Origin of the sequence: Solibacillus faecavium (genome assembly GCF_014836905.1) — a bacterium.
In the GTDB taxonomy this organism is placed as follows: domain Bacteria; phylum Bacillota; class Bacilli; order Bacillales_A; family Planococcaceae; genus Solibacillus; species Solibacillus faecavium.
Map to the genome: position 1 here is coordinate 402771 of NZ_JACSPZ010000002.1, position 13701 is coordinate 416471.

At 37.8% G+C, this 13701-nt stretch carries 12 protein-coding genes; 4 read left to right on the plus strand and 8 right to left on the minus strand.

Annotation, left to right across the window (positions count from 1 at the left end; all coding sequences use genetic code 11):
- Window positions 1–12 precede the first annotated feature (12 nt).
- On the minus strand, window positions 13–1653 hold the full coding sequence (locus tag H9635_RS05450) for a diguanylate cyclase (RefSeq protein WP_191699134.1): 1641 nt from the start codon (window positions 1651–1653) through the stop codon (window positions 13–15).
- A gap of 460 nt (window positions 1654–2113) precedes the next feature.
- On the opposite strand from H9635_RS05450, the gene H9635_RS05455 reads away from it, so the two are divergent.
- The 4 genes from H9635_RS05455 (at window position 2114) to H9635_RS05470 (ending at window position 5949) form a co-directional block, all read left to right on the plus strand.
- Entirely contained in the window at window positions 2114–2914 is an 801-nt protein-coding gene (locus H9635_RS05455; protein WP_191699135.1) for an ABC transporter ATP-binding protein, read from the plus strand.
- Window positions 2911–3933: a FecCD family ABC transporter permease gene (locus H9635_RS05460; protein WP_191699136.1), complete on the plus strand. Its 1023-nt coding sequence runs from the start codon at window positions 2911–2913 to the stop codon at window positions 3931–3933. Before H9635_RS05455 ends, H9635_RS05460 begins: the two co-directional genes overlap by 4 nt.
- A gap of 8 nt (window positions 3934–3941) precedes the next feature.
- Window positions 3942–4946, plus strand: coding sequence for a FecCD family ABC transporter permease (locus H9635_RS05465; RefSeq protein ID WP_191699137.1), 1005 nt, complete (start codon window positions 3942–3944; stop codon window positions 4944–4946).
- A gap of 82 nt (window positions 4947–5028) precedes the next feature.
- A complete protein-coding gene (locus H9635_RS05470) occupies window positions 5029–5949 on the plus strand; it encodes an ABC transporter substrate-binding protein (RefSeq protein ID WP_191699138.1) in 921 nt (306 codons plus the stop codon).
- A 62-nt stretch (window positions 5950–6011) separates the two neighbouring features.
- Here H9635_RS05470 and H9635_RS05475 read toward each other — a convergent pair whose 3' ends face one another.
- The 7 genes from H9635_RS05475 to H9635_RS05505 form a co-directional block, all read right to left on the minus strand.
- Entirely contained in the window at window positions 6012–6977 is a 966-nt protein-coding gene (locus H9635_RS05475; protein ID WP_191699139.1) for an NAD-dependent epimerase/dehydratase family protein, read from the minus strand.
- The gene (locus tag H9635_RS05480; RefSeq protein ID WP_191699140.1) at window positions 6974–7903 is read right to left on the minus strand and encodes a bile acid:sodium symporter family protein; all 930 of its coding nucleotides are present in this window, start codon (window positions 7901–7903) and stop codon (window positions 6974–6976) included. The genes H9635_RS05475 and H9635_RS05480 overlap by 4 nt, the downstream gene beginning before the upstream one ends.
- 3 nt (window positions 7904–7906) lie before the next feature.
- Window positions 7907–9661, minus strand: coding sequence for a thiamine pyrophosphate-binding protein (locus tag H9635_RS05485; protein ID WP_225231134.1), 1755 nt, complete (start codon window positions 9659–9661; stop codon window positions 7907–7909).
- Window positions 9658–10797: an iron-containing alcohol dehydrogenase family protein gene (locus H9635_RS05490; RefSeq protein ID WP_191699141.1), complete on the minus strand. Its 1140-nt coding sequence runs from the start codon at window positions 10795–10797 to the stop codon at window positions 9658–9660. The genes H9635_RS05485 and H9635_RS05490 overlap by 4 nt, the downstream gene beginning before the upstream one ends.
- Window positions 10797–11525 (minus strand): GntR family transcriptional regulator, encoded by a 729-nt coding sequence (locus H9635_RS05495; protein WP_191699142.1) that lies wholly within the window; start codon window positions 11523–11525, stop codon window positions 10797–10799. The genes H9635_RS05490 and H9635_RS05495 overlap by 1 nt, the downstream gene beginning before the upstream one ends.
- Window positions 11526–11776: 251 nt before the next feature.
- Window positions 11777–12715: an ABC transporter permease gene (locus tag H9635_RS05500; protein ID WP_191699143.1), complete on the minus strand. Its 939-nt coding sequence runs from the start codon at window positions 12713–12715 to the stop codon at window positions 11777–11779.
- Window positions 12702–13607: an ABC transporter ATP-binding protein gene (locus H9635_RS05505; protein ID WP_191699144.1), complete on the minus strand. Its 906-nt coding sequence runs from the start codon at window positions 13605–13607 to the stop codon at window positions 12702–12704. Before H9635_RS05505 ends, H9635_RS05500 begins: the two co-directional genes overlap by 14 nt.
- Between the last annotated feature and the right edge of the window lie 94 nt (window positions 13608–13701).

Sequence of the window (13701 nt, forward strand, 5' to 3'; positions counted from 1 at the left end):
TATTCCCGCCCCCTATTGACGAACTTTTACAAATAACTGATTGGCCAACTGCAAAATCCGGTTCGAAACTTCCGCTATATTAAAAGGCTTCACTATGAAGTCATCCGCGCCATTAGCGAATGCTTCCAGTACATATTCCTCGTCATTACGACCGGTTAACATTGAAACAATCACATCGTTTGAAGAATGCTTTTTACGGATTTCCTTTAATACTTCCAAACCATCCATATGCGGCATAATGCCATCTAGCAAAATAATATATTTCGTGTTTTTGTCGTACCAATTGGAGTTTAAAAACTTTACGCCGTCTTCAAATGTAATGATTTCCAGTATATAATCCTCCGGTAACTTAATCTCGGCGAAATGATTTGTAATAAATTTACGAATAATCGAAACATCGTCAATCACGATTAATGTCACTTTTTGAATAATGCTATATGTTTCCTCCTCTGTGAACACAACGGATTGATTACGACCAGATACTTTTGCTTTATAAAGCGCTCGATCTGCCTGTTCCATCAGTATTTTTGGATGCTTATTACTTTCATCAATTTCAGTGATTCCAAAGGAAGAGGTGATTTCAAATACATTTTCATTGCCTATATAGTGCTGTTCACTGACTAATTTCCTCATCCGCTCTACAACCCTGTAAGCTGCTTCTTTTGTAGTATTTGGCATAATGAGGACAAATTCCTCTCCGCCGTAGCGACAGAAAATATCTTCATTGCGCTTTACAGCCATCACGGTCTTAGCAAAACCTCTTAATACTTCATCACCTTTAATATGGCCGTATGTATCGTTGACCTTTTTGAAAAAGTCAATATCTGCAATCGCGACAGAAAATGCTTTTCGATCTTTTTCATATTGCTCTGTTAACATACTTAATTGATAGTTCATATATTTCCGGTTAAATACTTGTGTCAACTCATCAGTAACGATGGAAAGTTCAAGTGCCTGTTTAAATGATAAGCGGTTTCTTACATAGGCAGCTAAAATATTTCCATCGAGTGGCTTTTTAATAAAGTCCATTGCACCTAAATCATAAGCCTTTATCCGATTTTCCTTACTGTCATCCACGCTCATTATCGTAACGAACATATGATTGGAGCTGACTTTGTTAATGTTTTCCAAAATAGAAAACCCATTAATATCCGGTAATTTGATATCTAAAAAGACAAGTGCCGGGTTTAGCTCATAGATCAGCTCCAAACCACGCTGACCATTATGTGCAACAATTACTATAAAGCCTTTCGACTCCAAAATGTTCTTAATAAACGAGACAAATACCATATCATCGTCGATCACTAATATAAAGTTTTTATTAAATTGTTCATTTATATAGCGGGTTTCATTTATATCTGCATTACTGCATTGCAGGTTTGTGTCGAAGAAGCTTACAACTTCCTCAATCTGCACTGTTAAACCTTTCCAGTCTTCTTTAGTCCATGTTTTTTTACTATTTTCCTCTAGTAAATCAAGCTTCTGGCCGGAAATTTCCGATAAATCCTCCATACCGATTGAGCCCGCAGTACCTTTTAAATTATGTAGGAAAGTGTATAAATCATGCTCCTGGATCGTTGGTTGTTGTTCCCATGATTGTATTGTGGCATTAATTCGATCACACATCATGATTTGATATTTGTCTTTAATCATCTACTCATCCCCTAAAATAGATTACCCATTTTTCTAGTATAAAGCGGTATTTTTTAAATACTATATCATTTATCAATATATCTTGTATATTTTGTAAAACTAGTGTGACTTTATATAAAAAAATACAAGTAAATCAAATATCAAACCGACTTTATGAATACTTATAATCACAATATTTCTTAATCTATCACAGTTTACAGTTATAAAGACCTAAAAACGGAACATTTCCGATTGAATAGACGAGACTAATAATATGTTGATAAGCGTGGTAAAGACTGCGATAAATTTTTAGTTCTCCTTTACCTTAATTTATGACTGAAATTTATATTTCAATTCATTAAATTATTACTTTTCCTATCTCTATACTCTAAGTTGATTGACTTGAATTCTCATAACCTATATTGTGAATCATAATTGATAAATATTATCAATTAACTCATTTATAAAGAAGGCAATTATTATGAAACATATACTAAACACGAGAAACTTAACAATTGGTTATGACAAGAAAGATATCGTTAATAATTTATCTATCGAAATTCCAGCAGGAAAAATTACGGCGATAGTAGGAGCAAACGGTTGCGGCAAGTCTACTATTTTAAAAACAATTGCTCGACTTCTAGCTCCTAAACAAGGACAAGTATTACTGGATGGCAAAAGTATTCATTCGCTCTCGACTAAGGAAGTAGCAACACAATTAGCTATATTGCCCCAAAACCCTGTTGCTCCTGATGGATTGACTGTTTCGGAGCTTGTTGCCTATGGTAGGTATCCCCACCAAAAAGCTTTTAGTACCCATTCAAAAGAAGATTATAAAATTATACATTGGGCTATTGAATCTACGGGCTTGACTGCATTTGAAAACCACCCTGTCGATGAACTTTCTGGAGGACAAAGACAACGGGCATGGATAGCATTGGCATTGGCGCAAAAAACACCGATCTTACTCCTAGATGAACCCACTACATATTTAGACATGGGCCATCAATTGGAAGTATTGAAGCTCATCAAAAAATTAAATGAACAACAGCAGCGCACCATCGTTATGGTCGTGCATGATTTAAATCATGCTACACGTTTTGCTGATCATCTAATTTGTATAAAAAATGGTGAATTGTATACACAAGGTCACCCTATCGACGTATTATCTGATCAAATGTTGAAGGATGTCTTTCAAATTGAGGCAAGTATTTTAATAGAACCAAAGACCGGTCTTCCTGTTTGTATCCCTACTGAATGTATTGGGGAGAAAAATAGATGATCACTAATCGCTTTTTTTGTAAAACGAATCGTCAAAGGTTTCTGCTAACAGCAATAATCGGATTAGCTCTGCTGGCTGTCAGTATATTTTTTGCCATTGCCTATGGTGCTAAACAACTACCATTAAATACAGTGTGGCAAGCTATTTTTGCTTTTACCCCTCAAAATATCGAACATCAAATTATCCATTCCGTACGTTTACCACGTGTTCTTGCTGCCGCGCTAGTAGGTGCTGCATTCGCAGTTGCAGGCGCACTAATGCAAGGCGTTACTAGAAATCCATTAGCAGACGTTGGAATATTAGGCATAAACGCAGGTGCAACATTCGTCGTGGCACTTAGCTTTGTGTTTATACCTTTTATCCCCTTCACTTTCTTAATGGTTTTATCTTTTTTAGGTGCTACTGTTACTACATTACTTATCTTTATGCTAGGTGCTCGCTCACCAGGGGGACTATCCCCTCTCAAGCTGACACTTGCAGGTACCGTTATCGCTTCATTATTACACTCTTTAACTTCAGGAATCGCGATTTATTTCGGCTTAAGTCAGGACTTGGCCTTTTGGTATGCAGGGGGGGTAGCTGGTGTTGAATGGCCCCAGTTAAAAGTAATTGCTCCTATTATAGTAATAGTGTTGATTTGTTCAGTTTTTATTGGGAAATCATTATCGATTTTAGCAATGGGTGATGAAATGGCCATCAATCTAGGTTTAAATACAAAAAATATCCGTATTATCGCTGTTATGTTTGCATTACTGCTTGCTGGTGTATCAGTAGCGGCTGTGGGATCCATTGCCTTTGTTGGACTTGTAATTCCCCATATCGCAAGGAAATTTGTTGGGGTAGATTATCGCTTCGTTATTCCAATAAGTGCAATTTTAGGCGCTGTACTGCTCGTATTAGCTGATTTAATCGCTCGAACAATCGATCCACCTAAAGAATTTGCAATCGGCGTGATCGTCGCAATGATTGGTGTACCTTTCTTCTTAGTTATTGCTAGAAAGGAGAAACGTTCCCTATGAATATTTTTATGATAAGAAAAAAGCAAATGCTCTTTTACATGTTTATATTAATTTTAATAACCATAATAACAATTTTATACGGATTAAATACCGGTTCCCTACAAATCAGCCCTTTCCGGGTACTATTAACGTTTTTAGGACAAGGCACTCAAACGGAACAGCTCGTTTTATTTGATTATCGTTTACCTCGAATCATTATTACTATTTTGGCTGGTATTGGCTTAGGAATTGCCGGCGCTATATTCCAGGGTGTTGCACGTAACCCATTGGCTGATCCAGGCATATTAGGGATTCATGCAGGTGCCGGCGCTGGTTTAATGGTTTATTTAATGTTTTTTAGTACGATGAATGCTGTACCCGCTCTTTCCATTCCGTTATTTACTTTTATAGGTGGCGTGATTGCTGCTATTACAATTATTTTATTTACTTTTGAACGCGGTAAGGGCATTTTACCGACGAAATTAATTTTGGTAGGTATTGCTGTGGCGGCAGGATTTAATGCATTAACATTATATTTGTCGCTGCAGCTTGATGAAAAAACGTATTCTTTCGCAGCAAGCTGGTTATTGGGGAATGTTTGGGGAAGAGATTGGATTCATGTATTAGCTCTATTTCCTTGGATCTGTCTATTAGCCCCCCTTGCCTATTTTAAAAGTAGAACTTTAAACGCTTTTGCATTAGGTGATGAAATGGCAATAAGTATCGGAACAAAACTTAAAACAGAACGGATTAAATTATTAATTTTAGCTGTTGCACTTTCCTCTGCTAGTGTGGCAATGGTTGGAGGTATCGGGTTTATAGGATTGATAGCGCCTCATATTGCCAGAAAATTAGTTGGCCCTATGCATGAGCATTTAATTCCGATCTCTGCCTTTGTCGGAATAGTAATTTTAGTGTTATCAGATACGGTAGCGCGTTCGCTTTTCGAACCAAATGCAATTCCAGCGGGCGTAATCGTTTCTGCTATCGGCGCACCCTATTTTTTATATATTTTATTCAATTCAAAAAAATGATTGTAATATAATAAAATTAATAATATACTAGCTAAGTGATAATGATAATCATTATTAACTAATTAAATTAAAGAGGTATAACATGAAGAAAATTCTATTCGGTTTATTTACAGCCCTTTCTATCTTTACGTTAGCGGCATGTGGATCAAACGAAACGACAGAAAACGAAAAAAATACAAGTGAACCTACTACAGAAGTTGAAGAAACTGTTGCTTACGATAAAGATGTAGCATCTATCTCCATCTTTTTAACGGGTAACCTACAAGCATTAGAAATTATGCCTGTCGGTACGACTACAAGTGACTTTTTACCTTTACAAGAAGAACGCTTCCCAAACACGAAATATTTAGGTTTTACAAAAGAGCCTGATATGGAAGCATTAATTGCTTTACAGCCAGATGAAATTTTTATTGATGCTGAATTTGCTGAAAAACACGGGTTAGATAAATATGAAGCAATCGCTACAACACATGTTATTAATCTGGATGAAGGTCGTTGGAAAGATCATTTAAAATCCATTGCTAACTTAACAGAGCGCGAAGAAACTGCTGAACAGTTCATTGAAGCATATGAGGCAAAAGCAGAAGAAGTTAAAGCTTTAGCTACTGAAAAGCTTGGTGAGGGTACAGTAATGGCTGTACGTGTATCTGCAAAAGGTATTCGTGTTTACGGCATGGAGCGCCCACTTGGACCAATTCTATTTGAAGATTTAGGCTTTACTCCTGCTAATGGTATTGATGCAATCGACAAAAACTGGGAAAACATTTCTAAAGAAGTATTACCTGATTTCAATCCAGATACAATGTTTGTACTAGTTTCTTCTGTTGACGAAGGCTCTGATGTAGTATTTGAAGAGCTGCAAAATGATCCAATTTGGCAAAGCTTAAAAGCTGTTCAAAACAATCAAGTTATTGTTGTTGAAGAAAATCCATGGTTAGATTATTCGGCCTATGGAAACAAGCTAGCATTAGAAAACTTGGAACAAATTTTATTAGCTCGTTAATCAAAATATAATTAAATTGAAATGGCCCATTTATGTTTTCTACAACATAAATGGGCCATTCTCTAACTAGAAGAATAATTGTTTTCCTTCATACGACTTTGCATATAGTACTCAAAAACTTCTTTGGAAGATTTGTTAGGAATATATCGAAAAACTTCCTTTAGTTTACGGTTACTAAGCACTGGCCGATAGCGTAGAAAATCAACTTGTTCCTCACCGTATTGGCTCAAATTCAGCCTTTTTAAAATAAATAAACTACCCTTTATCACATTCGAAGGTATTTTGATTACTTTTTTATTCAATAAAGTCCCAATTTCATCGATTGTGACAGCACCATCACCAGCTAAATTGAAAATGCCGGTTGTTTCACTGTCAATGGCCTGTGCAAAACAAGCTACCACATCCTGATCCCAAATAAAGACAAATGGACTTTTAGATTTCGCCACACCGACTAACATTTTTTGTTCAAATAGATTCGTAATTTGATTGCGAACATTAGCCCCTAATATTGTCCCGATTCTGAAAATGGTCTGTTCAAGCTCAGGGTACTGTAATCGGTATTGCTCAAGCATTTCTTCTACTAACCGCTTATGGTAGGAGTATGCAAAGGCTTCATTACCGCGAATCGGATCGGTTTCTTCAATCCAATCGGCATTATCTTCATAATACCCGTACGATGCACCACTTGATGAAACGATAATACGCTTCACATTCGTTTGGACACATGCCTCTAAAATATTCTTTGTTCCTAAAACATCAACTGAATATTCAAATTCGCGATTACTTTTCTTTCCAGGAGTCACAATAGAAGCTAAATGAACGACTACATTGACATCATATTGTTCAAAGTACTTTTGTGCTTCGTTAGATCTTACATCCAAAACGATATAGTGCAAATTGTTGTGTGCTTCAAACGGTGATGTTTCCCTAATATCTGCAGCGATAATCGTATGGCTTGTCGTTTGTAATAAATGGTGGACGAGCTGCTGCCCTAAATAGCCTCCTGCACCTGTTATAAGAACATTCATGTATGAACCTCCTGATGAACTGTCACCGTAGTATCCGGACTACGTCTTGACCAGTAAGTAGCAATGATTAATCCTGAAATGATGTGCCAAATCCCCCAAAATGCTGCGACAAGCGCCATCCCGCCAAGTCCTCCAAAAAAGTTAAAGATTAATACTAATCCAAGACCTGAATTTTGAATACCAACTTCAATGGCAATCGCACGCCGATCCCGATCGACAACCTTTAATGCTCGTGATGCAAAGTAACCTATGCTTATAGCTAGTGCATTTTGAATAATGACCACCCATACAACTACTCCTACATTATCAATAAATGCATCGAAATTGTTCGCTACCATAACGATGACAAATAAAACGAAAATAATAATCGATAGCTTCATCATAATTTGATTGAATCGTGCCGCAAATTTTGGCATGATCTTTCGGATATACATCCCAGCAATAAGAGGCAATCCCAGCATAAAGAAAATGGTCGTAAACATATCCACTACATTAATACTGAACGATGTCATAATTTCCTTTGTCGGTCCGTACATCGATGCCCAAAACATCGTATTCAACGGTGTCATTACGATTGCAATTACCGTCGAAATAGCTGACATGCTTATTGAAAGGGGGGTATTACCCTTTGCGTAATGTGTTAAGAAATTCGATAAATTCCCCCCAGGACAAGATGCGACTAGAAACAGACCTAGCGCAATGCTCGGAATAGGCTGGATGATACTGACGAGCACAAATGTAATCGCCGGTAATAGGAAAAATTGACAAGCAAGGCCGATTAAAGCAGGCTTCGGTGTTTTTAACGATCTTTTAAAATCCGAAACTTGTAAATCAAGTGCGACACCAAACATAATAAAACCAATCACGATATTCATAATTAATAATGCAGTTTCATTAAAGTTGATTTGAATAGAATCGATTCCCATACATTATTTTCCTTTCGGTTCGGCATGCATATCTTTGAAATAACGAAGTCCTGGTGCCCACATATGCTTAACAGGGTCAACTTCAGTGTGAATCACTGTACATTTCCCTACTGATATCGATGTGCGTAGTGCGTTTTCCAGTTTTTCAATACTGTCTACAAATTCACCATGTGCCCCCATCGCTTCTGCGACTTTATCAAAACGTATTTCCCCTAAATCCGCATTAATGCTTTCATGTGGATCGAGTGTTTTCTTCCACATTGTTTTTAACGGTCTTAAAGCGAAGTGCTGATTCATCTTTACCATGCCCCATTGTTTATCACAAAGTACGATGAAAACGACATGTAGATTATTACGGATCGCCGTTTCGATTTCCTGCGGATGGAAGCCCATTGCCCCGTCGCCGATAATACATAGCACCGGCTGCTCCGGTTTTGCGACTGCTGCTCCTAACGCCTGACCTAGCCCAGCACCGAGCATTCCAAATTTAAACGTGGATAGTAACGGCATTTCATCATTTACTTCATAATAGAAATTCGTCCAAATTGCTGTATTACCGCCATCTATAACGAGCGGTGTATTTTTAGGGAATATTTTATTAGCTAAATGCGGAATTTGTGCTGGATTTAATGGGCTATTTTTATCCGCAATATGTTCATTTAATTTTTTTCGATGCTGTTTTTTACTCTCTAGATGCTTTTCAATTAATTGTTGGCGGTTTGTATCGACCGGCTGATCAAAGTCATTATTATTTAGTGCTACTAAAAGGTCCTGTAAAAATGCTTTAATATCTGCCTGAATTAAAAGTTCGGCAGGCTTATTCGCTCCTAAAATAGACGGCTCTAAATCTACTTGGATAACCGTTTGATTAGCGTTCCAATACGGTGCTTTCCCCCACCAATCCGTTTCGCCTAAGCGGGAACCTAATACGAGGACAACATCGGCATCGTTTCTTACATTATTATTCGCTTCAATATGCACCATTGGCATCATTAGCGGATTTTCCTCACTCATCGCTCCGCGCCCCGCCCAGCTTGTCGTGACCATCGCCTGCAATTTTTCCGCTACTTCTGTTAGCTCACTTTTTGCTCCTGCATGAATCACCCCACTACCAGCATGAATAATTGGGAATGTAGCAGACTTTAAAAGCTGAGCTGTACGTTCGATTTGATAATTCGAAGCTTTCGGCAGCTCCAGCATACGATACTCGGACGGCTCCCAAAAATGAATGTCACAATTCACTTTTGTGTTCATTATATTTTCAGGAATATCCAGATGGACGACACCTGGGCGCCCTTCATAGCATTTACGCAAAGCCATCCGTAGCATTTCAGGAATACGGTCAAAAGAAGGCACCGCTTCACTCCATTTTGCAAACTGTTTAATCGTAGCCGTTTGGTCGAAGCATTGATATGTTCCGCCACGGTCCGGGTACATGATGCCTGTACGTCTTGCGCTCGTAATACAAAGAACACGATTTCCTTCTGCTTCTTCTACAACGAGACCTGGTAAAATATTCGCTACCCCTGGACCATTACTTGCCATACAAACACCTAGACGATTTGTCACTCGTGCATAGGCACCCGCCATATGAGCAGCACTCGTTTCATGACGCGGGGAAATTAGTTCGATACCGTGCTTCTGTAAATTTGAATAAAACCCAAAATACGTACCATCTATAATTCCGAATACGTTGTCTACCCCTTCTTTTGCCAACATTTTCGCTACAACTTCTCCACCCGTCATCAATACCATCATTCATTTCCCCCTTTATTTTGTAAACGCTTTCTTAATGCTTTAAAAATAGACTCCACGTCCTCTTTTGTTGGAACTTGTCGGTTTGTTACGATTCCGTTTCCAGTAAGAGCTTGGTTCGCTAAATATTCAATGACTTCATCGGTTAGTAATGGTGCTAAAAAGTGTGCACTTTCCCAAACTTGTTGCTCTGTATTCAACTGATCCAAATAACTACTTAACGCCATTTGATCAGAAATGCCGATAATTTTTACAATATCCTTATAGCGTTCAGATGCACTTTCCATTGAAAAATCAACGACAAACGGATGCATCAGTGCGACACATTGACCATGCGGCATATGGAATTTTGCACCTAATGCCCGACCTGTTGCATGTGCTAGATTAGTAGATGCATTGGAAAAGGCAATCCCTGCATAAAAGCTTCCGATGAGCAGCTCCTGCCGAACATCAATATTAGATGGCTCTTTGAATACTTTTTCTATATTTTTCAATCGTCGAATAGCTTCTAATGCATACAAATCGCTCATGTCATTTGCCTTTGTCGAAACATAAGCTTCTATTGCATGTGTCAGTGCATCCAACCCCGTAAAGCTCGTAATGTGCTGCGGCAAATTCACCGTAAACGATGCATCTAAGATGACCACATCTGGTATTAAGCTTGGATGTGCAGGATTTAGCTTTGTTTGAAGTGTCTCATCAGTAATCACCGTTATTTTCGTTGCCTCCGAACCAGTACCTGCTGTTGTGGGAACTGCAATTATCGGGAGTCGGTCTAAAAAAGCTTTATTTGGAATATCAGTTAACGCTAAGGTCGGATTGATCGCACATACAGCTACCGCTTTTGCTAAATCAATGACACTCCCACCACCAATTGCAATGACACAATCACTTTGTCCTCTATTTAATTCATCGATAGCTCGCTTTAGTTCAGATATGGTTGGTTCGCCTTTTGAGATTTCAAAAAAGCTTTCTTGCTGCCAATTTTGCTTCATCGTATGAAGCTGTTCAGAAAGCGCACTCGCACTATAGATGATGAAAGGGGCTACCCAATTTTTCTGTTCGGCAATGTGCTGCAGTTGCTTAAATGAGCCAATACCACTTACGACATGCTTTGGTAAAAATAATTCATTATTCATTAGCCAACCCCCTGTACCGCTCGTTTCGTTTTCAGTTTTAACATATATAATTCTGGATGAAATAAGCTGCTGTAGTATTCAATTATTTCACCCTGTGCTCCTAAAAGGATTCTTTCTACACAGAGAACATTAATATTAGGCGGAAGGTTTAATAGTTTCGCATCTTCTAGACTTATAGGGTGGCATCTTACAGTTTGTTCCGCTTCAATAATAGCGATATTAAGATCTTTCTCAAGAACATCATAAATTGTGGCCGTGTTTAAATCGTAATCAGAAATTTGTTGACCTAAATGCGGATTATAATAATGCCGTTCGATCGCAATGGGCTGGTCATCAGCAGTTCGTAATCGCGCAATTGAAAATAATGTAGAATGCTTCAGCAAATCTTTCAGTTCCGGAAAATTATCGATCATCTTTGCATGAAGTAGCTTAGCGCCGGGCTTCATCCCCATATTCCGCACTGTATCTGTAAAGCTGTTCAAAGTATTTAACCAGTCATGCACTGTTTTGTTTTTTGTAATATACGTGCCCTTCCCATGTATTTTTTTCAGGACCCCTTCATTTACAAGATGACTTACTGCTTCTCTTACTGTCGAACGACTTATCGTAAAACGCTCCATTAATTCTCGTTCGCTCGGTATTTTTTCAACATGCTTTCCATCAAAAATTTCAGTTTTCAACAAATCTTTCAGCTGAATATGTAATGGAATATGGCTCTCAAAGTTCATCCATCGTCCACCTCCATTGGTCCGAACATCATAACGTCCGTACCAGTTAACTTTGTTAAAACTGATTATATGGTTGAAACTGGATAATTACAATATATTTTTCTGAATATTCTGAAATACAATGTTAGAATAATATTGTAAACTATTATTTTAAAATTTTATCCAAATAAAAAACCTCATTCTTATTATCCTGATAGATAATAGATGAGGTTTTTTTGTTTTATTGCTATATATTTTTTTCTTAAATCATTTTACGCAGTTACATCACGTTTCATAAAGTAAATGAATGTAATCGCCAAAAAGACAATGGCATATACGATATTCACGATTAATGAGAATGTAAATGTTAGCCCTTCAATTAGTGGCATGCTACCAGGTGCATAGAATGATAAATCATTTGCAAACCAAACATATTTGGCAAAGTCATATTGTGCAATAAACATCGTAGCTGTTGAGCCCATTAACAGGATGAATAACGATAAACTTACTGCCAGTGTACTTGACCCGAATATTGTCCCAATCATAAATGCAAATAAAATTGTCATAAGGATTGAGCCAACTGAGTATAAAATCATTTCCATAAACGGCGTATTAACTGTTTCCTCAATTACTTGACCGTTCATAACCGATAAAGTTACGGTTGGATCCGTATTAAATAATACAATACCTAGTATATAGGAGAAAATTAAGCCACTTGCCAATAATGTTGCTCCGTAAAGAATCGATGTAACCAGTTTAGATAATAAGATTTTCCAGCGTGATACTGGGCGCGTTAATAGCATTTTAATTGTCCCTGTCCCAAATTCAGAGGACACAATACCAGCGGCAATTACCACGGTAAAAATACCGATAATCATAATTGTTATGGAAATCGACAATTCCATATGCTCTGAAAAACTCATTGCATCAAACGAAGGTAAATCCTGTGCGATACGATATTCAGTCATCGCGATTTCATCGTTGTAATATTGTACATCTTCTTCTGCTAAACCTTCTTCGTTTAACATGTCATTATAATGGGATATCCATTTCTCATTCGCTTCAATACGGTCTTCTTTCGTAGTCGAATCAACGCTGTAATATTTGTTCATACCTGTAACAAATGCAAGCAATGCGAGTAAAATCCCTAGCATGATCCAAGCATTTTTTTGTGACCACATTTTGATCCATTCATTTTTAACGTATTGCATCGATTGCACCTCCACCTGTCATCTCGATAAATTGATCCTCAAGATTTTTTTGAATTGGTTGAATTGTATATAGATCAATTCCGGATTCAACTAACTTGCGGACGAATGCAGGGACTTCTTCTTTTGTTAAATTAACAACGTAGCCACCGTTTACTTTATCCACTGGTTCTTCAAATAATCCAAGAAGCTGCTCTGGCTGGCCCACTTCAATGTAATATTGCGCAGCAACCTGTTGCTCAAGCTCTCGAATGTCGATCAGTTCCCCGTTTTGAATGATGGCGATACGGTCTACCATTAGTTCAATCTCCGATAAAAGGTGACTCGATACAACGATTGCCACATTATCCTCTGTAGCAATTTTGCGCAAATACATACGGAACTCTCGAATACCTGCCGGGTCCAAGCCATTTGTAGGCTCATCCAATATTAAAAACTTCGGACGATGCAACATTGCCTGTGCCAACCCTAGTCGCTGACGCATCCCTAATGAATACGTCTTTACTTTCTCATGGATCCGATTTTGCAATCCTACTTGCGCCACCACTTCATCGATACGCTCTTTCGTTACACCTTTATGCATACGCGCAAAGTGCTGCAAGTTTTTGTAACCGGACATAAATTTATACATTTCCGGATTTTCAACGATTACTCCTATTTTACTAATGGCCTTTTCATAGTCTTTCGATAGTGTATGACCATCAATAATTACCTCACCTTCTGATGGGTACATTAAGCCTGTCATCATTCGAATCGTTGTCGTTTTACCTGCCCCGTTTGGACCTAAAAATCCTGTTATTTGCCCCGGATGAAAATCCAGGTTCAAGTTTTTAATAATATGCTTCCCTTTGATCTTTTTGTTCAAATTCTTAATTTCAACAATGGGTTTCGTCAATTGCCCACACCTGCTTTCCTTAACTATGTAAGTATTTATAAAAAAGATAACAGTTACTATACTCGTTAAATACCAAAAAAGTTTCATTTTTCCA

Excerpts from the sequence above, each read along its gene's own strand:
- H9635_RS05450 (WP_191699134.1), bottom strand. The coding sequence starts at position 1,653 with ATGATTAAAGACAAATATCAAATCATGATGTGTGATCGAATTAATGCC.
- H9635_RS05455 (WP_191699135.1), top strand. The coding sequence starts at position 2,114 with ATGAAACATATACTAAACACGAGAAACTTAACAATTGGTTATGACAAG.
- H9635_RS05460 (WP_191699136.1), top strand. The coding sequence starts at position 2,911 with ATGATCACTAATCGCTTTTTTTGTAAAACGAATCGTCAAAGGTTTCTG.
- H9635_RS05465 (WP_191699137.1), top strand. The coding sequence starts at position 3,942 with ATGATAAGAAAAAAGCAAATGCTCTTTTACATGTTTATATTAATTTTA.
- H9635_RS05470 (WP_191699138.1), top strand. The coding sequence starts at position 5,029 with ATGAAGAAAATTCTATTCGGTTTATTTACAGCCCTTTCTATCTTTACG.
- H9635_RS05475 (WP_191699139.1), bottom strand. The coding sequence starts at position 6,977 with ATGAATGTTCTTATAACAGGTGCAGGAGGCTATTTAGGGCAGCAGCTC.
- H9635_RS05480 (WP_191699140.1), bottom strand. The coding sequence starts at position 7,903 with ATGGGAATCGATTCTATTCAAATCAACTTTAATGAAACTGCATTATTA.
- H9635_RS05485 (WP_225231134.1), bottom strand. The coding sequence starts at position 9,661 with ATGATGGTATTGATGACGGGTGGAGAAGTTGTAGCGAAAATGTTGGCA.
- H9635_RS05490 (WP_191699141.1), bottom strand. The coding sequence starts at position 10,797 with ATGAATAATGAATTATTTTTACCAAAGCATGTCGTAAGTGGTATTGGC.
- H9635_RS05495 (WP_191699142.1), bottom strand. The coding sequence starts at position 11,525 with ATGAACTTTGAGAGCCATATTCCATTACATATTCAGCTGAAAGATTTG.
- H9635_RS05500 (WP_191699143.1), bottom strand. The coding sequence starts at position 12,715 with ATGCAATACGTTAAAAATGAATGGATCAAAATGTGGTCACAAAAAAAT.